The 19,630-nt window shown below is 71.3% G+C and carries 13 protein-coding genes and 1 pseudogene; 3 read left to right on the forward strand and 11 right to left on the reverse strand.

Annotated elements, in window-relative coordinates; all coding sequences use genetic code 11:
* Nucleotides 1-44: 44 nt before the first annotated feature.
* The 11 genes and pseudogenes from KUM44_RS40340 to KUM44_RS40390 form a co-directional block, all read right to left on the reverse strand.
* Nucleotides 45-2,459, reverse strand: a complete 2,415-nt coding sequence (locus KUM44_RS40340; protein WP_217214739.1) for a UvrD-helicase domain-containing protein — start codon at nt 2,457-2,459, stop codon at nt 45-47.
* Between the two features lie 71 nt (nt 2,460-2,530).
* On the reverse strand, nt 2,531-3,367 hold the full coding sequence (locus tag KUM44_RS40345; protein WP_374202122.1) for an anti-sigma factor: 837 nt from the start codon (nt 3,365-3,367) through the stop codon (nt 2,531-2,533).
* Nucleotides 3,367-3,888 (reverse strand): sigma-70 family RNA polymerase sigma factor, encoded by a 522-nt coding sequence (locus tag KUM44_RS40350; protein WP_010039908.1) that lies wholly within the window; start codon nt 3,886-3,888, stop codon nt 3,367-3,369. The genes KUM44_RS40345 and KUM44_RS40350 overlap by 1 nt, the downstream gene beginning before the upstream one ends.
* Nucleotides 3,889-4,207: 319 nt before the next feature.
* Complete coding sequence (locus KUM44_RS40355; protein ID WP_217214741.1) at nt 4,208-4,804, reverse strand: ABATE domain-containing protein; 597 nt, start codon at nt 4,802-4,804, stop codon at nt 4,208-4,210.
* Between the two features lie 156 nt (nt 4,805-4,960).
* On the reverse strand, nt 4,961-6,112 hold the full coding sequence (locus KUM44_RS40360; protein WP_217214742.1) for a uroporphyrinogen-III synthase: 1,152 nt from the start codon (nt 6,110-6,112) through the stop codon (nt 4,961-4,963).
* Nucleotides 6,113-6,277: 165 nt separating this feature from the next.
* Nucleotides 6,278-7,660, reverse strand: coding sequence for a NarK/NasA family nitrate transporter (locus KUM44_RS40365; protein ID WP_217214743.1), 1,383 nt, complete (start codon nt 7,658-7,660; stop codon nt 6,278-6,280).
* Nucleotides 7,661-7,842: 182 nt separating this feature from the next.
* A pseudogene (locus KUM44_RS40370) lies at nt 7,843-8,645 on the reverse strand (hypothetical protein).
* Nucleotides 8,646-8,804: 159 nt separating this feature from the next.
* Entirely contained in the window at nt 8,805-10,040 is a 1,236-nt protein-coding gene (locus KUM44_RS40375) for an acyltransferase (protein WP_217214744.1), read from the reverse strand.
* Nucleotides 10,037-12,238, reverse strand: coding sequence for a bifunctional polysaccharide deacetylase/glycosyltransferase family 2 protein (locus KUM44_RS40380; protein ID WP_217214745.1), 2,202 nt, complete (start codon nt 12,236-12,238; stop codon nt 10,037-10,039). Before KUM44_RS40380 ends, KUM44_RS40375 begins: the two co-directional genes overlap by 4 nt.
* Nucleotides 12,238-12,912 carry a hypothetical protein gene (locus KUM44_RS40385; RefSeq protein WP_217214746.1) on the reverse strand — a complete coding sequence of 225 codons (675 nt, stop codon included), beginning with the start codon at nt 12,910-12,912 and terminating at the stop codon, nt 12,238-12,240. Before KUM44_RS40385 ends, KUM44_RS40380 begins: the two co-directional genes overlap by 1 nt.
* Nucleotides 12,913-13,733: 821 nt before the next feature.
* Nucleotides 13,734-14,699 carry a LysR family transcriptional regulator gene (locus tag KUM44_RS40390; RefSeq protein ID WP_217214747.1) on the reverse strand — a complete coding sequence of 322 codons (966 nt, stop codon included), beginning with the start codon at nt 14,697-14,699 and terminating at the stop codon, nt 13,734-13,736.
* A gap of 102 nt (nt 14,700-14,801) precedes the next feature.
* On the opposite strand from KUM44_RS40390, the gene KUM44_RS40395 reads away from it, so the two are divergent.
* The 3 genes from KUM44_RS40395 (at nt 14,802) to KUM44_RS40405 (ending at nt 19,516) form a co-directional block, all read left to right on the forward strand.
* Nucleotides 14,802-16,127: an MFS transporter gene (locus KUM44_RS40395; RefSeq protein ID WP_217214748.1), complete on the forward strand. Its 1,326-nt coding sequence runs from the start codon at nt 14,802-14,804 to the stop codon at nt 16,125-16,127.
* A gap of 126 nt (nt 16,128-16,253) precedes the next feature.
* A complete protein-coding gene (gene yicI / locus KUM44_RS40400; RefSeq protein WP_217214749.1) occupies nt 16,254-18,506 on the forward strand; it encodes an alpha-xylosidase in 2,253 nt (750 codons plus the stop codon).
* Nucleotides 18,506-19,516 (forward strand): LacI family DNA-binding transcriptional regulator, encoded by a 1,011-nt coding sequence (locus KUM44_RS40405; RefSeq protein ID WP_217214750.1) that lies wholly within the window; start codon nt 18,506-18,508, stop codon nt 19,514-19,516. Before yicI ends, KUM44_RS40405 begins: the two co-directional genes overlap by 1 nt.
* Nucleotides 19,517-19,630: the final 114 nt, after the last annotated feature.

A 19,630-nucleotide genomic window follows, 5' to 3' on the forward strand; every position in this document is an offset into this window, starting at 1 on the left:
CGCACCGAGTGTTCATCCGAATCGGTCTCCGCTCAGGCCTCCGGTCAGTCCCTGAGCAGGTCGGGCACCCCGGACACGTCCGGTTCGTCCCGCTCCCCCGAGACCACCGTCAGCTGCTGGGTGGCCCGGGTCAGCGCGACGTACAGCACGCGCAGTCCGGCCGGCGACTCGTCCGCGATCTCCGCCGGGGAGACGACGACCGTCGCGTCGTACTCCAGGCCCTTCGCCTCCAGGCTGCCGAGCGCCACGACCCGGTCGCCGAGTCCGGCGAGCCACTTGGCCGCCTCCTCGCGCCGCTGCATGGCGACGACGACGCCGACCGTGCCGTCGACGCGGTCGAGCAGCCGGGCGGCCTCCTCGCGGACGGTGTGGGCGAGCGAGTCCCGCACCACGGTGAACCGCGGCTCGACGCCGGTGGAGCGGACGGCCGACGGTGAGGTCGAGCCGGGCATGGCCAGCGCCAGGACCTTTGCCGCCAGCTGGGCGATCTCGGCCGGGTTGCGGTAGTTCACGGTGAGCTGGAAGCGGCGGCGCGGACGGGTGCCCAGCGCCTCGTCCCTGGCCTCGGCCGCCTCGTCGACGTCGGACCAGGACGACTGGGCCGGGTCGCCGACGACCGTCCAGGTGGCGTGGCGGCCCCTGCGTCCGAGCATCCGCCACTGCATCGGCGTGACGTCCTGGGCCTCGTCGACGATGACGTGGGCGTACTCGGTGCGCTCGGCGGCCAGCCGCTCGGCGCGCTCGCGCTGTGACTCCTCGCGGACCGGCATCAGCTCCTCGAGGCCGGTGAGCTGGTCGAGCGGGTCGAGGTCGCGCTTCTTCCTGGGGCGGGCCGGGGTGCCGAGGATCGCCTGGAGCTCGTCGAGCAGGGCGATGTCGTGCACGGAGTAGCCGTCCCGTCTGAGCGAACGGGCCACCTTGCGGATCTCGCCGGGGTTGAGGATGCGGCGGGCCCAGCGGCCGAGGCGGCGCTCGTCGGCCATCGCGGCCAGGACGGTGTGCGGCGTCAGCTCCGGCCACCAGGCGTCGAGGAAGGTGAGGAAGCTGTCCTCCGTGCTGACGTCCTCGTCGAAGGAGGAGCGCAGCTCGGCGGCGAGTTCCGGGTCGCTGTGGCGGGTGGCGCCGCCCGACTGCGTCCACAGGGCGTCGAGCAGCAGCTTTCGGGCGCGGGGGCGCAGCAGGTTCACGGGGGCCGTGCCGCCGAGGGCGGCGTGGCGGATACGTTCCAGCTCCGCGGCCTCCAGCTCGAGGCGGCGGCCGAAGGCGACCACGCGCAGCCGGGTGGGCGGTCCGGCCGGGGTCCGCGCGGGCGTGCCGGTGTCGTCGTCGCCCGGGTCGTCACCGAAGGCGAGCCGGCCCGTCCGGTTCGCCGCCGCGTCACCGGAGGCGGGTCGGCCCTGCGCGCTGCGGCCTCCGGGCCCGAGCTCCAGCGTGCCGCGCGCCGCCTTCCGCAGCACCTTGAGCATGCGGTACGAGCCCTTGGCGCGGGCCGTGGACGGGGAGTCGTACAGCGTGGCCTCGGCGCCGTCGACCAGCGAGCCGATCGCCCGGATGGCGACCTGGCCCTCTTCGCCGAGCGACGGGAGGACGCCCTCGGTGTACGCGACGAGCAGGGGGGTCGGGGAGACGATCAGGATGCCGCCCGCGTACCGGCGGCGGTCCTGGTAGAGCAGGTAGGCGGCGCGGTGCAGGGCGACGGCCGTCTTGCCCGTGCCGGGTCCGCCCTCGACGTACGTCACGGAGGCGGCGGGGGCGCGGATGACCAGGTCCTGCTCGGCCTGGATGGAGGCCACGATGTCCCGCATGGTGTGGCTGCGGGCCTGGCCGAGGGCGGCCATGAGGGCGCCGTCGCCGATGACGGCCAGCTCGTGGCCGTCGAGGAAGGCCTTGAGCTCGGGGCGCATGAGGTCGTCCTCGACGCCGAGCACACGGCGTCCCTTGGAGCGGATGACCCGGCGCCGTACGACCCGCCCCGGGTCGACCGGGGTGGAGCGGTAGAAGGGCGCCGCGGCCGGGGCCCGCCAGTCGATGACGAGCGGGGCGTAGTCCTGGTCGAGCACGCCGATACGGCCGATGTGCAGGGTCTCGGCGATGTCGGCGGTGTTGTCCTCGCGGACCGCGCCCTCGGCGGGCTCGACGGCGGTGTACGCGCCGTCGGGCCCCTTCTTGCCGTCCTTGCCGAGCAGCAGGTCGATCCGGCCGAAGAGGAAGTCCTCGAACTCGTTGTTGAGCCGGTTGAGGTGGACACCCGCCCGGAAGACCTGGGCGTCCCGCTCGGCGAGTGCGCCGGGCGTGCCGACCTGGCCGCGCTTGGCCGCGTCGTTCATGAGGAACTCGGCCTCGTGGATCTTCTCCTCGAGCCGTCGGTACACCCGGTCCAGGTGTTCCTGTTCAACGCCGATCTCCCGGTCTCTCAAGGAGTCTTCGAGCGCGGTTTCCTGTGGAGCCTGAGCGGCCACCGGGCCCCCTTCTGACGTGCTGGGCAGCCGTCAACCGTACGCGAAGGGGACCCGGAAAAGCTACGCCACGACTAGACGTCGACCTCGGCAAGCTTGTTCCCGTCGAAGTCCATGACCTCCACGTGGTCCACGTCGTCCGGGGACATGGACACGCCGCCGCTGACGTAGAGCGGGTTCCTGGCCTGCTCGGTCTTGGCGTCCGGGATGCCGTAGCCCCACTTCGGGACGGACCAGGAGGCGGCCGTCTCGCGTTCGCCGTTCTTGCTGACGAAGATCAGGGAACACTTGAGCGGCCCCTTGACGCCCTTGAGTTCAAGGGCCGTCTCGGTGCCCCAGAGCTTCTCCGACATGGCGACGGTCGCGCTGACGCCGGTCGTCGCGTCGTTGCCCGAGGCCTTGGTCCCGATGCTGTTGAACAGGTCCTTGGCGGGGTTGGCCGCGGCCACGGTCGGGTTCCCCTCGGCACCACCGCCGCTGCCGTCGTCGCCGTTCGTCGCCACGGCCACGAACGGGCCGCCGACGATGAGCGCGGCCGCGGCGGCGACCATGTAGAAGCTGCGCCGGCGCTTCTGGGCGCGGCGCTCGGCGACCTCGTCGACGAGCTTGTTCACCAGGCGCGGGCTGGGCTTGGCGGACAGGGAGTCACCGATCGCGGGCGTGCCGGCGCCGGGCAGGTCCGCGAGCGCGGCCAGCATGGGCTCCATTCCGGCGAGCTCGTCCAGCTGCTGGGCGCACCATTCGCAGGTCGCGAGGTGGGCCTCGAAAGCGGTTGCCTCGGCGTCGTCGAGGATCCCGAGGGCGTAGGCGCCGACGGTCTCGTGCTCGCTCGGGGCCGAATGTCCCTGCATGGGTCCAGACATACCCGAACCGCCCATCCCGAATCCCTGGTTTCCCCCGTAAACACTCATCACGCCGTCACCCCCCGCTCCTCCAGAGCCAGCTTCATCGACCGCAGGGCGTAGAAGACCCTTGAGCGAACGGTGCCGCTGGGTATGCCCAGGGTCTCGGCCGCCTCATTGACCGTACGCCCCTTGAAGTACGTCTCGACCAGGACCTCCCGGTGGGCGGGGGTCAGGTCGTCGAGTGCGTCCGACAGCGTCATCAGCCACAGCGCCTTGTCGATCTCGTCCTCCGCGGGGATGACCTCCAGCGGCGACGGATCGACCTCCTGCGGCCGGGCCTGCCGGCTGCGGTGGCCGTCGATGACGATGCGCCGGGCGACCGTCACCAGCCAGGGGCGTACCGATCCGGTCGCTCGATTGAGCTGTCCGGCGTTCTTCCAGGCACGGATGAGCGTCTCCTGCACGACGTCCTCTGCTCGTTGCCGGTCACCGGCGACCAGTCGAAGGACATACGCAAGGAGGGGTCCGGCGTGCTCTCTGTACAGCGCACGCATCAGCTCCTCATCAGGTTCCGAGGGCTGGGACATGCGATGTCGGGCCCTCGATCCACGTTCATTGGCCACGACGGAATCCTTGCGCACGCCCACCTCCGATGTCCGGGGGTTCCCCCAGTCGGTCGCTCGACCACCCGTACGCAAGCGGCGCGTTGAGTGTTCAAAGTGAAGCGACAGTTTTCTTCGGAGTGACGTGACGAGCGGGACATGACAGCACATTCCCACCGTGCGATCTTTACATTTCCGTCACATCGGCAAGATCGATCGAGGGCTTCCCTACGGGTGCGTAGGTAAACGGCATGTAATCGAAATCACTTCGACGGCCGTTCCACAGAAGCCGCATAACGGACCGTCAGGCGCGGGTGAGGGCCGCGCGACGACGGTGCCGGGCCACTCTTTCCCGGTTTCCGCAGACCTCACTGGAGCACCAGCGCCTCCTGCGCCCCCGGGACGTATCGACATAAACGATCGGGCAGTTGTCGCCCTCGCACTCCCGCAGCCCGGCCCGCGCGACCGGATCGGTGAGCAGTTCCAGGGCGTCCCGCGCGAGGGCGCCGAGCAGCGCCGCGCACTCGGGCGGATGATCCAACTGCCGGACGAGGGTGCCGTCTTCCCCGCGTACGGCACGAGGCGCGGGCGGCGCCGCACGGGCGACGTCGTTGACCCGGGCGAGCGCGATGTCGTACGAGGGCCAGGGCTCGGGCGCGAGGCCGCCGCGCACCAACTGCCCGATTCGTCCGCGCAGTTCACGGAAGCCGACGAGCCAGGAGGCGTCGGCGTGGCCCAGCGGTGTGCCCGGCGGCGCGAGACCGGCCCCGACGATCCAGGTGCGCAACACCTCGACCGAGTCGAACCGTTCCTCGGGGTGCGTCGTCGCGAGGAGATCCAGACAGAGCCGCCCCGCGTCGAACCGCAGCTCGTACGCGCCCGTGGCCGAACCCAGTGCCATGTGCCTGTCACCCCCTAGGGGTCACCCCGGTCAGAAGGGGTCGGTGTTCCCTCTAACAGTGCCTGCCCAGGGGCGGAGCCGGAACCCCTCGTACCGGCCGTTGCCCGGCCCGGCCCGGTCGGCGCTCGCGGACGAGGCCGGCCAGGCCGACGGAGGTCACACGTCCGCGTACTTGGAGTCGGCAGCGGGGTCCAGCGCCAGCCGGTACCCCCGCTTCACCACCGTCTGGATCAACTTCGGCGCCCCCAGGGCCGTACGCAGCCGTGCCATCGCCGTCTCGACGGCGTGCTCGTCGCGCCCCGCCCCCGGCAGCGCCCGCAGCAGATCCGCCCGCGGCACGACCCATCCCGGCCGTCGCGACAGCGCCCGCAGCAGGGACATCCCCGCCGGCGGCACCGGCCGCAGCACCCCGTCGACGAGCACGGCGTGCCCGCGGATCTCCACCCGGTGCCCGGCGATCGGCAGGGACCTGGCCCGCCCGGGCAGCTCCTGGCACAGCAGCTGGACCAGCGGCCCGAGCCGGAAGCGTTCGGGCTGGACGGTGTCGACGCCGAGGGCCTGGAGGGGCAGCGCGGTGACCGGCCCGACGCAGGCCGGCAGGACGTCGTGGTGGAGGGCGGCGAGCAGCTCGGGAAGCAGCCCGCGCTCCTCCGCCCGCGACAGCAGGGACGCGGCGGCCGGGGCGCTGGTGAAGGTGACGGCGTCCAGACCGCGGGAGACCGTGGCGTCCAGCAGCCGGTCGACCGGCCCGATGTCCACCGGCGGCAGCCACCGGTACACCGGCACCCCGAGCACCTCCGCTCCCCCGGCCTTCAAGGACTCCACGAACCCGGGCAGCGGCTCCCCGTGCAGCTGGATGGCGACCCGGCGCCCTTCGACGCCCTCCTCCAGCAGCCGGTCCAGCACCTCGGCCATGGACTCGCTGGACGGCGACCATTCCTCGGTCAGCCCGGCGGCCCGTACCGCGCCCTTGACCTTGGGGCCGCGCGCGAGCAGCTCGACGCCGCGCAGCCGGGCCAGCAGGTCCTCGCCCAGCCCCCACCCGTCGGCGGCCTCGATCCAGCCCCGGAAGCCGATCGCGGTCGTGGCGACCACGACGTCCGGCGTCCGCTGGATGATCTCCTTGGTGGCGGCGAGCAGTTCGCTGTCGTCGGCGAGCGGCACGATGCGCAGGGCAGGGGCGTGCAGCACGGCGGCGCCGCGCCGCTGGAGCAGCGCCCCGAGCTCGTCGGCCCGGCGCGCGGCGGTGACGCCCACGGTGAAGCCCGCGAGAGGTCCGTGGTCAGGTTGCTGCTGTTCGTCGTACATAACTCTCGTCCCGCACTCGAGTTGTGGTGCCTGCGCCAGGTGGCGCCACCGGGGGTGGCTGGGAGCGGCTCCTGATCGCACCCATGGTGGTCACACCTGCATGCCGAGCGAGCCTGTCAACGGTGCGTGACAGGCTCGGTTCGGCTTGATGTCGGTGGTGTTACGTCACACCTCCGCGTAGCTGAGCTGCGGCTTTGCCTCCGTCGTCGCTGTGGCGTTGGTCTCGGAGGCAGCCGGGCGGCGAAGGTATACGGCCCAGGTGACCACGAAGCAGACGCCGTAGAAGGCAAGGAAGGCGAGGAAGGCGCCGGTGCCGGAGCCCACGGTGAGGAAGGACTGACGGAAGGCGAGGTTGATGCCGAGCCCGCCGAGCGCGCCCACCGCGCCGATCAGGCCCATGGAGGCACCGGAGAGCCGGCGGCCGTAGACGGCGGCCTCCTCACCGGTGAGCCCCTTGGCGAGGGCCTTGGTGTGGAAGATGCCGGGGATCATCTTGAACGTCGAGCCGTTGCCGAGGCCGGTCAGCACGAACAGGGCGATGAAGGCGACGGTGAACAGCGGCAGCGACTCCCGCATCGAGGCCACGATGATGACGGCGGTCGCGGCGGCCATGGCGACGTAGTTCCACAGCGTGATCTTCGCGCCGCCGAACTTGTCGGCGAGCGAGCCGCCGAGGGGGCGGATCAGGGAGCCGAGCAGCGGGCCGATGAAGGTGACGTAGGCGGCCTGGAGCGGCGTGCGGCCGAACTGTGTTTGCAGGACCAGGCCGAACGCGAAGCTGTAGCCGATGAACGAGCCGAACGTCCCGATGTAGAGGAAGGACATGATCCAGGTGTGAGCGTCCTTCGCGGCGTCCTTGGCGGCGCCGGTGTCGTTCTTGACGGACGCGATGCTGTCCATCTTCAGCCAGGCGAGGACGGCGGCGATCACGATGAACGGGATGTAGATCCCGAGCAGCAGGCGCGGGCCGCCGCTCGCGCCGATGACCGCGAGACCGATGAGCTGTACGACGGGGACGCCGATGTTGCCGCCGCCGGCGTTGAGTCCGAGCGCCCATCCCTTCTTCCTGAGCGGGAAGAAGGCGTTGATGTTGGTCATGCTGGAAGCGAAGTTCCCGCCACCGACACCGGCCAGCATCGCGCACACCAGGAACGTGCCGAACGACGTCCCCGGCTCCATCGCCACGAACGCGGCGACCGTCGGCACGAGCAGCAGACTCGCCGAGACGACCGTCCACATCCGGCCGCCGAAGATCGCCACGGCGAAGGTGTACGGCACGCGGACGACAGCGCCGACCAGCGTTGCCATGGAGACGATGGTGAACTTGTCGGCGGGGGTGAGGCCGTACTGCGGACCCATGAACAGCACCATCACCGACCACAGGGTCCAGATCGAGAACCCGATGTGCTCGGAGAGGACGGAGAAGAAGAGGTTGCGCTTGGCGACCTTCTCTCCGGTCTCGTTCCAGAAGGTCTCGTCCTCGGGATCCCAGTGCTCGATCCAGCGGCCTCCCCTGCTCGCAGCGGGGGCTGTGCTACTGGCTGTCATGACGCCTCCACGGTACTTCGGGCTCGGTCGCGCTATGAGTGGCTGATCCCGAAGGTAGGGAGGGCTCGTTTCCACACTGTGGCACCGAGTGACCGGAAAGGAACTTTGCTCTCACCCAGCGAGATGGACGGATGAGAGGTTTGTTGGCCGTGCCCTGTACAGGGGACGTCGGCATGGGGGCTTCAGCGCTGCGGGGGCTGCCACTGGGGGTTCTGCTGGGGGTAGGGCTGGGGCTGGCCGTACGGCTGCGGCGGTGGCTGCTGACCGTACGGGGGCTGCGGCGGCTGGGGCTGCGGCTGGCCGTACCCCTGCTGGTGCGGGGCACCGCCGTAGGGGCCGGGGGCTGGTTGCCGTAAGGCCCGGAGGCGAAGGAGTTGTGCTGTCCCGGGATCTGCGCGCCGGGCGGCAGGTAGCGCACCCGACCCGCCTGGTCGGTGATCGGCATGAACCCGGCGGCCTGGAGGCGGGCCGCGAACTTGACGTTGCGCTTGCGGGTGACGGCGAAGCCGATGCCGACGATCGCCATGAAGAACGCCCAGGTGAGGAACGCGGCGACCCAGGCGGCACCGTCCGCGCCGAGCCGCAGTCCGAGGATCACGGCGCCGATGGTGAGGCCGATGGCGGCGTAGCCCATCCGCTTCTCGGCACTCTTGCCGGTGAGATCGAAGTTAATACGGGCCTTGAGCAGTTCGAAGGCGTCGGGGATCAGGGGCGGTACGGACACTCCGTCGCCGGCGTTCGGATACTGCGCCCAGTTCTGCCCGGCGCGGGCGCGGGCCTGCGGGCTGGGGTCGGGGGCGATGAGCATCACGAGCGCGTTGTTCCGCCCGGCGCTCTGCCGTACGTCCACGTACTCGTACCCGAACTGCTGGGCGATGAAGGCGAGTCTGGCGAGCTTCTTCACCGAGGCCAGGGGACTGGTGAGCTCGACCGGCTCCCCGCTCGCCATCAGCCGCAGCATCTTCTGTACTTGCCGCTTGCTCATCAGTACCTGCTCCCCACCGGCCACCCGGGCCCGCCCGGCCACATGGGCCGCCCCGTTCACTTCCGCAACGCGATCAGTGTTCCACGGGGGTCTGACAGTCGGGTACCTCGGCCGGTGGGTTCACAGGATCTTGGACGAACCTTGCCGGAGTTGACAGGTTCAGGCGCGCTTGGCCCGCTTGGCCCGGCGACCGCCCGTCCGCTTTGAGGAACCGTCCGGCCACAACTGCGGCCTCCTCTTCGCCGCCAGGTCCTCCGCCCACCCGAACCACACGATGCAGCTGCCGATGAGCACCCAGGTGAACGCCAGCACCGGCCAGGGGCTCTCCAGGAGCCAGGAGAAGTGCATCCACATCAGGTCGATGCCCCACAGCCGGTCCCACATCGTCGCGGCGACGAGGATGCAGGTGTTGTGCCAGAGGTAGATCGTCACCGCGCGGGAGTTGAGCAGGGTGATCAGTCGGTCCCAGCGGCGCAGGCGGCGTGGCCACTCGGACCAGGAAGGGCTGAGGTGGAGGAGGAGCAGGACCGTGCCGAAGGACCAGAGGGCCTGGGCCAGGGGCATGCTGTCGAGGTCGTTGCCTTCGCCGAAGTCGTGGTTCAGGGCGTACCACAGCCCGACCGCGGCGAAGATCGGGGCGATGGACGGCACGACGTAGCGGGGCAGCCGGCGCATGATGCCCTCCTGGTGTGCCATGCCGAGGATCCAGCAGGCGCCGAAGGTGCTGAAGTCCGTGAGGGCGGACGGGATCCGCTCGCCGGGGAGGCTGAGGTAGCCCAGCTCGAAGGCCGCCGACAGGGCGAGCGGCGCGAGGACGGTGGCCAGCGGCATCGTGCGCAGGGCCTTGAGCAGGAACGGGGAGAGCAGGACGTACCAGAGGTAGGCGCGGATGTACCAGAGCGGTCCGGCCAGGTCGGAGGCCCAGTTCTCGCCGACGAAGCCGGGGAGGCCGGGGAGGCCCTCGCCGTACGGCGGGTCGCTGAGCGGGACGACCCAGTAGGCGAGGTGGACCCACCACCAGCCGGGGTGGCCGTCGGCGTCCGGGCCCCAGCCCTGGATCACCATGCCGGCGACGCCGACCACGCCCAGCAGCCACAGCGGAGGCAGCAGGCGGCGTATGCGGCCTTTGATGACCTGCGCGGCCGGGCGCTTCAGGGAGCGGGCCATGAGGTTGCCGGCGAGGGCGAACATCACGCCCATGGAGGGGAAGACGAGGGGCAGCCAGGCCCAGCCCGTCAGGTGGTACAGGACCACGCGGAACAGGGCGAGGGCGCGCAGGAGGTCGAAGTAGCGGTCGCGTACCGGGGCTTTGCGGGCGGCCTGCTCGGTCGTCTCCGATGGGAGCGGGGGCGCCGCGTCGGACGGCAGAGCCGTCGCGGGGGTGGGCGGGTTCATCGGACCGGCCTCTCGTCCATGATCTGCCGACGCTGAGGAGCCGGAACGGTCGGCGGTGCGGACACCCCGCCCTTGCGCCGCAGCTTCTGCCAGCGCAGCCGGCCGCCGGTGAGGGCGGTGATCCAGGACTGGAGCAGGACGACGTACATGAGCTGTCGGTAGAGGATCTGCTGGAGCGGGAGGGAGATGAGCGGGGTGAGGCGCTCGCGGTCCAGGACGAAGGCGTAGGCCGCGCAGACCACCTGGATGGCGAGGACGCCGAACCAGGCCAGGATCGTCTTCTCGGTGGGGCCGAAGATCAGGCCGTAGACGAGGAAGACGTCGATGAGCGGGGCCAGCAGCGGGGCCAGGACCATGAAGAGGGAGACGAGAGGAAGGCCCACCCGGCCGAAGCGGCCCGACGGGCCCCGTTCCACGAGCGCCCTGCGGTGCTTCCAGATCGCCTGCATGGTGCCGTACGACCAGCGGTAGCGCTGGGACCACAGCTGCTGGACGGACTCGGGTGCCTCGGTCCAGGCCCGGGCCTTCTCGGCGTACACCACGCGCCAGCCGTCGCGGTGGATCGCCATCGTGATGTCGGTGTCCTCGGCGAGGGTGTCGTCGCTCATGCCGCCGACCCGTTCCAGGGCCGAGCGCCGGAAGGCTCCGACGGCGCCGGGGATGGTCGGCATGCACTGAAGGACGTCGTACATACGGCGGTCCAGGTTGAAGCCCATCACGTACTCGATGTGCTGCCAGGCGCCGATGAGGGTGTCCTTGTTGCCGACCTTGGCGTTGCCGGCGACCGCGCCGACGCGCGGGTCGGCGAACGGCTGGACGAGTTCGCGGACCGTGGACGGTTCGAAGACGGTGTCGCCGTCCATCATCACGATCAGGTCGTGGCGGGCGTTCGCCAGGCCGCGGTTGAGCGCCGCGGGCTTGCCCGCGTTGAGCTGGCGGATGACGCGGACGTTCGGAAGTCCCAGCCCCTCGACGATCCGGGCCGTGCCGTCGCTGGAGCCGTCGTCGATGACGATGATCTCGACGGGGTGTTCGCTGCGCATCAGGGACCGCACGGTGTTCTCGATGCACTTGGCCTCGTTGTACGCCGGGACCAGCACCGACACCGGTTCGGTGACCGGCGCGTTCGGGCCCCAGGTGAAGTCGCGGCTGCGGGTGCGGCGGGCGTGGATGCCGGAGAGCAGCAGCATCAGGCCGAAACGGGCGATGACGAGGGAGCCGATGGCGGCGAGGCCGACGACCAGGACCGCGGTGATGTTGTCGGAGGCGTCGACCAGGAAGACCCAGGCCTTGCCCTTCCACAGGTCGAGGCCGGTGACCTGGGTGTGCGCGCTGGGGGCGTCCAGGGCCTCGGTGAGGTTCTGGAACTCGTAGCCCTTGCCCTGGAGCTGAGGGATGAGCCGGTCCAGTGCCTGGACCGTCTGGTGCCGGTCGCCGCCGGAGTCGTGCATCAGGACGATCGCGCCCTTGCCGGGCTTGGGTGTGGAGTTGCGGATGACGGCCTCGACGCCCGGCTTGCGCCAGTCCTCGCTGTCGGTGTCGTTGACGATCGTGATGTAGCCGCGGCTGCCGATGTACTCGGTGACCGGCCAGGAGTTGTTGTCCATGTTCTCGGACTTGGACGAGTACGGCGGCCGGAACAGGGAACTGCGGATGCCGACCGCGCCCGCGAGCGCGAGCTGGTTCTGGGAGAGCTCCCAGTCGACGCGCTTCTTGGACTGGTAGGAGAGGTCGGGGTGGTTGAAAGTGTGCAGACCGATCTCGTGTCCCTCGTCCACCATGCGCTGGACGAGGTCCGGGTAGCGGGAGGCCATCGTGCCGGTGATGAAGAAGACGGCGTGCGCGTCGTTGCGCTTCAGGGCGTCCAGCACCTTCGGCGTCCACTCGGGGTCCGGGCCGTCGTCGAAGGTGAGGACGACGCTGTCGTCCGGCACGCCCAGCGTGGTGGCCTTGCCGCCGCGGGTGTCGATGACCGGGCCGCCCTTGAGGATCTCCTGCGGCACCTTGTCGTTGGCCGCGGCGGGCGCCACGCGATAGTCGGCCAGGATCTCGCTGTGGACGTAGCCCCGCAGCATCAGCATCGCCATCAGCGCGACGAGGACGAGGCAGGGCAGCAGCAGGCGCATGGGCACGCGTCGGCGCCGGGAGCCGTCGGGGGCTCCCTTCGCGGGGCCGTGACGGCGGGTGCGGGATGCCATCAGAGGGTGTACTCCGGGGACGGGGCGGCGAGGGCGGAAGCGGTGGCGCCCGGTTCCTGGGCGATGGGCGACGGGTCGCTCGGACCGTCGGCGACCGTGCCGGTGCCGGGTTCGTCGATGGTCGGGGTGTCGGTCGGGGCCTCGGTGGGGCCGCCGCCGTCCGTCGGGGTCGGGTCGGGGCCGGGGTCGGGCACGGTGGGCTCGACGGTCGGATCGGTGCCCGGGGTGGGATCCGTGTCCGGTTTCACGGTGGGTTTCGTGGCGCTCGGCTTCGGGTCGGCGGACGCGCCCGGGCTCTCGACGCCGGCCGACGCACCGGGCTCGGAGACGCCGGCGCCCGGGGACGGGGTGGTGCCGGCGTCGGCCGTCGGGGAGACGCCCGGGGCGACGCCGCCGGTGCCGGAGGGCACCGGTGCCGACTCGGCGGGCAACGGCGGGGTGTCGACCTGACCGGCCGGCTGTTCCTTGGGTCCCTCCACGGGCAGCCACGGCGCGTCGGAGTTGCCGGACAGCACCGTGGCGACGATGACGACGGCGTAGACCGCGCAGGCGAGGGCCACGGCCATGCCGATCCGGCGGAAACGACGACTGCGGCGCCCCGACTCGTCGACGAACACCGGCCCGTCGGACCCCTCGCCGCCCCCGCCCGGCCCGTCCTTGGCCGCGCGCAGCATGTTGTCCAGCTGAAGCCCTACGCCGTCGAGCTGGATGGTGACTTCGTGCGGGTCGTGGGTGGCACCGGGCGCGCCGGGCGTCGCCGCCTCGGCGGCCTCGTCGCCCTCGGCCCACGGGTCACGGACGGCGGCACGCGTCTCACCGGGTGCCGGGAACAGGTCGTTCCGGGAAGCCGGGGCCGCGCCGCCCCCCGTGGCCGACGACCCAGCACTCCCGGAGGCCGGAGACGGGCAGTCCCCGGAAGCAGACGCCCCGTCGCTTCTGCGAGTCGGCCGGCCTCGGTCGAAGGCCGACCAGGGCTCCGTCTTCCCCGTGGGCCGGCCAGAGCCCCCCGCCGCCGGTCTCCCGACCGCCGGAAGCACCGCGGTCTCGTCCGCGCCGGACGCGGACGCGGCGGAAGAGCAACCAGAAGCGGACGAACCGGAACCGCCCCCCAGGACCTGTGTCTCGTCGGCGTCCGAAGACGCGCGCCCGCCACCGTGGAGTATCTCCGTCTCCCTTGCCTCGGATCGGGAGCGATGGCCCCGACCAGGGACCTCGGTCTCCCCGGTCGCCGGGAAGGCCTGGGTGTCACCCCGGGAGCCCCCCGCGGAAGCGCCGCCTCCGGAGCCCTCAGCGATCTCGGGCCACTCCGGTCGGGCGTCTTCTCGCCACTTCTTCACACGCACGCACATCCCCCCACGGGACCGTTCCGGGTGCGCGCACGACACTGAGCACCCGTCGCCGTACCGAGCCCCCACCCGGCCGAGCGCCCCCCTATTACCACACCGTGCTCAGGCCACGAATGTAGCGCACGCGGAGGTTTCGTGTTGGCCGCGTGTCAATTGTGCACGCCCATACTGGCTGAATCCTTGGCCGATATCCATCCGTTCGCGGGCCTCCGCAGCCAGCCCTCCTCGGCCGCGACCTGGGCCGCAGCCCGTCGAAGGGTGTCGAACGCGGGGTGCGCGAGCCCCTTTCGCCACACCAGCGAAACGGGTGACAGCGGCACCGGATCGATCAAGGGACGCAGCACGGTCCGGGGCATGGGCGGGAAGTCCACGACGGCGAGCACGGGCGTGCGCGTCTTGGCCATGACCCGCTCGAACTCCTCGTCGCCCACGGCGAGCGGAGCGGGCGCCGCGACCTCGATGCCCCGCCCGTCGAACAGCCGGCGCGCGAGATCGGTCCACTCCGGGGTACGGGGGTTCCCGGCCCCGGCGTAGACGACCTCCCCCGCGAGCGCGGCGAGCGGTACCGCCTCCAGGGCCGCCAGCGGATGGTCCTCGGGGAGGAGGATCGCCATGGGCTCGTAGCGGACCGGCTGATGGTCGAGCCCCGCCCGCAGCGCCGGGTCCAGCCCCGCGAACCGTCCGAAGGACGCGTCCAGCCGCCCCGCCACCATCTCACCGGCCGCCCACGTCAGGCCGCTCTCGTAGCGCGCCATCAGCTCGTACTCGGGGGCGAGTTCGCGGGCCCGGTGCAGGACGCGGCGCGGGGTGCCCAGGCCCGGGGAGTTGAGGTCCACCAGCAGGGCGCGTGCCTGCCCGAAGGCGGCGAGCAGATCGTCCTGGGCCCGCAGGGCGCGGCGCGCGTACGGCACCAGCCGCTCGCCGTCACCCGTCAGCGTGACCTGCCGGGTCGTCCGTACGAACAACTCGGCGCCCAAGTCCCGCTCCAGCCGCCGTACGTCCCGGCTGAGCGCCTGCTGGGCGACGTACAGCCGCGCCGCGGCACGCGTGAAGTGCAGTTCCTCCGCAACGGCGAGGAACGCACGCAGGAGACGGGGGTCGAGGTGAGCGGGCATGCTGGGAAACCTACAGCTCACGCCCGTCTCACAACACAGGTGCGTGAATCCGCGCCCAGCAGGTGTTGGACCCCGTGATCCACTCCGGACGACGGTGGATCCATGCCGCAACCGCCGTACCGAGAAGCCCCGAAGACCTCGAACACGCAGAACACACCCGCCACCCCTCTCCTCACCGTCACCGCCGACGCCCTCGTCGCCGTCGACTTCGGCGCCCGCACGAAGAGCCGTCCCCCCGGCCCGTACCGCCGGCTCTTCACCCGTCCCGGCACTCGCGCCTTCACCTTGGCGAACCTCACCGCCCGTCTGCCCATGGGCATGTTCAGCGTGAGCGCGGTCGTGATGATCGCCGGCACCCGGGGTTCGTACGCCCTCGCCGGCGCCGTAACCGCGACCGGCCTCGCGGCGACCGCGCTGGTCGCCCCCTGGACCGCGAGGCTCGTCGACCGGTACGGACAGGCGCGGGTCGCCGTACCCGCCACGCTCCTCGCCGCACTGGGCAGCCTCGCGCTGCTGCTGTGCGTGCGCTACGACGCCCCGGCCTGGACCCTCTTCGCCGCGTACGCCGCCACCGCGACCACCCCCAACACCGGCGGCATGTCCCGCGCCCGCTGGGCCCATCTGCTGAAGGGCGACCCCGAGTCCCTGCACACGGCGAACTCCTTCGAGCAGGCCGCCGACGAACTGTGCTTCATGCTGGGCCCGGTGCTCGCGGCCTTCCTGTGCGGGACGCTGTTCCCGGAGGCGGGGACGCTGGCCGGCGTGGTGCTGCTGGTGACGGGTGTGCTGGCCTTCGCGGCACAGCGCTCGACCGAGCCGCCGACGCCGCCCCGGGACCGCACGGGTGCGGCGGCCCGTACGACCGCGCCGTCCCCGCTGCGCGCCCCCGGCATGCCCGGGCTGCTCGCCGTCTGCCTCGCCATGGGCGCGGTGTTCGGCGCGACAGAGGTCGTCACCCTCGCGTTCGCCGACGCGCAGGGCCACCGTACGGCCGCGGGCGCGGTCCTGGCGCTTCAGGCGGCCGGATCCTGCGCGGCGGGCCTCCTGTACGGCCGGCTCAAGCTCTCCGGCCCCGCCGAGCACCGCTATCCCCGGTGCATAGCGGCGATGACCGCGCTGCTGACGCTGCCCCTGCTGGCTGCCACCCTCACCGGCTCGCTGGCCCTGCTCTCACTCGCCCTGCTGATCGCCGGCATGGCCACGGCCCCAACCATGATCATCAACATGAGCCTGGTCCAGCAACGCACTCCGCCCGCCCGCCTGAACGAGGGCATGACCCTCGCCGTGACCGCCCTCCTGGGCGGAATCGCCTGCGGCAGCGCGATCGGAGGCTGGGTGGTGGAGCACCTGACGCCGGCAGCCGCCTACGGAGTTCCCCTCACCGCAGCGGCGGCAGCACTCCTCATCACCCTGGCAGCAACCCCCTGAGTGCCACCGCCCCATTGACTCGCCCCGACGGCGCACATACCTTCGCCAATCGAAGCGCTTCGACACAATTGATCGAAACGATTCGACAGGACCGAGGACCGGACCGGACGCTGCGAGGGACCCCACATGAAGTTCACCGACGGCTACTGGCTGCTGCGCGAAGGCGTCACCGCCGCCTATCCGGCCGAAGTCCTGGACGTCACCGAGTCGGACGGCGTCCTGGAGATCCACGCGCCGACCCGGCCCATCCGCTCGCGCGGCGACCTGATGACGGGACCGGTCATGACGATCAACGCCCACACCCCGATGCCCGACGTGATCGGTCTCACCCTCACGCACTTCAGCGGTGAACAGCCGCGCGGCCCCGAGTTCGAGCTCACCGAGTCGGCGCAGACGGTCCCGCAGATCTCGTACGACGACGAGCACGCGACCCTGACCTCCGGAGCGCTGTCGGTCCGGGTCGCCCGCGCCGGTTCCTGGCAGGTCGACTTCCTGGCGGGCGGCCGCACCCTCACCTCCAGCGGTCCCAAGAGCATGGGCATCATGCGGGACGCGAGCGGGGCGCACTATCTGCGCGAGCAGCTGGGTCTCGGTGTCGGTACGGCCGTCTACGGTCTCGGCGAGCGCTTCGGCCCGCTGGTCAAGAACGGGCAGGTCGTCGACATCTGGCAGGCCGACGGCGGCACGTCCAGCGAGCAGGCGTACAAGAACGTGCCGTTCTTCCTGACCGACTCGGGCTACGGCGTCTTCGTCGACCACCCGGGCAAGGTCTCCTTCGAGGTGGCCTCGGAGGTCGTCTCCCGGGTGCAGTTCAGCGCGGAGACCCAGGAGCTGACGTACTACGTCATCTACGGCCCGACCCCGAAGGACATCCTCCGCAAGTACACGGCCCTGACCGGCCGCCCCGCGCTGCCGCCCGCGTGGTCCTTCGGCCTGTGGCTGTCGACGTCCTTCACCACGTCGTACGACGAGGAGACGGTGACGTCGTTCGTGGACGGCATGCGGGAGCGTGAACTGCCGCTGTCGGTCTTCCACTTCGACTGCTTCTGGATGCGGGAGTTCCACTGGTGCGACTTCCAGTGGGACCCGCGCGTCTTCCCCGATCCCGAGGGGATGCTGGCCCGGCTGAAGGCGAGGGACCTGCGGATCTGTGTCTGGATCAACCCGTACATCGCCCAGCGCTCCCCGCTGTTCGCGGAAGGCAAGGAGCTGGGGTACCTGCTGAAGCGGCCGGACGGGAGCGTCTGGCAGTGGGATCTGTGGCAGCCGGGCATGGCGCTGGTCGACTTCACCCTGCCGGCCGCCCGCGACTGGTACGCGGCGAAGCTGGAGGCGCTGCTCGCGCAGGGCGTCGACTGCTTCAAGACCGACTTCGGCGAGCGGGTGCCGGTCGACGTGGTGTGGTCGGACGGCTCCGACCCGGAGCGGATGCACAACTACTACACGTACCTGTACAACAGCACCGTCTTCGACGTGCTGCGCAAGCACCGCGGCGAGGAGGAGGCGGTGGTCTTCGCGCGCTCGGCGACCGCGGGCAGCCAGAAGTTCCCCGTGCACTGGGGCGGCGACTGCGAGGCCACGTACGAGTCGATGGCGGAGTCGCTGCGCGGCGGCCTCTCCCTGGGGCTGTCCGGCTTCGGGTACTGGAGCCATGACATCGGCGGCTTCGAGGGCACGCCGTCGGCCGCGCTGTTCAAGCGGTGGCTGGCGTTCGGGCTGCTGTCCTCGCACAGCCGGCTGCACGGGTCGTCGTCGTACCGGGTGCCGTGGCTGTTCGACGAGGAGTCGGTGGACGTGGCCCGCCACTTCACCCGGCTGAAGCTGCGCCTGATGCCCTATCTCTACGAGGCCGCCCGTACCGCCCACACCGAGGGTGTGCCGATGATGCGGGCGATGGTGCTGGAGTTCCCCGACGATCCCGGGTGCGCGCATCTGGAGCGGCAGTACATGCTCGGGCCCGACCTGCTGGTGGCGCCCGTCTTCAGCGACGAGGGCGACGTCTCGTACTACGTCCCCGAGGGCACCTGGACCGACTTCCTCAGCGGGCGGACGGTGACCGGGCCGCGCTGGGTGCGCGAACGGCACGACTTCACCAGTGTGCCGCTGCTGGTGCGGCCGGGCGCGGTGATCCCGGTGGGCGCGGTGGACGACCGGCCCGACTACGACCATGCCGACGGGGTGACGCTGCGGGCGTTCGGGCTGGAGCGGGGCGCGCAGGTGACGGTGCGGGTCGGGGAGGTGGCCTACACCGTCGTACGGGAAGGGGACACCTTGCGGGCGTCGTGCGGTGACCCGGCCGCGCCCTGGGGGCTGGCGGCGGGCGAGCGCGAGGTGCGGGCGCAGGCGGGGACCGGGTTTCTCTCCCTGGAGCTGGGCTGATGGTGAAGATCACGGACGTGGCGCGGCATGCCGGGGTCTCCGCCAGCACCGTGTCGTATGTGCTCAGCGGCAAGCGTCCGATCTCCGAGGAGACCCGGCGCCGTGTCGAGGAGTCCATCCGCCGGCTCGGCTACCGCCCGCACGCCGGCGCCCGCGCGCTGGCCGGCCGCAGTTCGAACGTGCTGGCCCTGGCGGTGCCGCTGCGGCCGGGCATCGACGTGCCGGTGGCGATGCGGTTCGCGGTGGCGGTGGTGACCACGGCCCGGCGCCATGGCCATGACGTGCTGCTGCTGACCCAGGAGGAGGGCGAGGAGGGGCTGCGGCGAGTCGTGGACACGGCGTTGGTGGACGGCCTGATCGTCATGGACGTGCAGCTGGACGATGCGCGCCCGGCGCTGTTACGCGGCCTGGACCGGCCGTCGGTGATGATCGGCTTCCCGGCGGATCCGGAGGGTCTGACCTGCATCGACCTGGACTTCAAGGCGGCCGGTGAGGCGTGTGTGGAGCATCTGGCGCGGCTCGGCCACCGGGCGGTGGCGCTGGTGGGGTCGCCGCCGGAGGTGTATGTCCGGGGGACGGCGTTCGCCCAGCGGGTGATGCGCGGCTTCACGGCCGCCGCGGACCGGGGGCGGCTCGCCTCCGCCGTGCACCCCTGCGAGGCCTCGCCCGCCGCGGCGCGCGTGGTCGCCGAGCGACTGCTGCGGGAGCAGCCGGGGTTGACGGGGGTCGTCGTCCACAACGAGGCGGTCCTGGAGCCGCTGATCGACGCGTTCGAGGAACTGGGCCTGCGGGTGCCGGCCGACCTGTCGGTCACCGCGATCTGCCCGGACGAGCTCGCCGCGTCGCTGCGGGTGCCGGTCACGTCGATCGCGCTGCCCGCCGACGAGGTCGGTGCGCAGGCCGTGGAGCTGCTGATGAAGAAGCTGAACGGGACGGCCGTACCGGAGGCGACGCTGCTGCCGCCGAGGATGACGGAGCGGGGGAGCACAGCGCCGCGGGCGGTCGCGTGAGGGGGCTCGGGTCGGCGCAAGGGCGGTCGCGTAAGGAGGGCACGGGTCGGCGCCGCGGGCTTCGCGTAAGCAGGGCACGGATCGGCGCCGCGGGCAGTCACGCAAGAGCACACA

It is taken from the genome of Streptomyces sp. AC550_RSS872 (assembly GCF_019049285.1).
Taxonomy (GTDB): Bacteria; Actinomycetota; Actinomycetes; order Streptomycetales; family Streptomycetaceae; genus Streptomyces.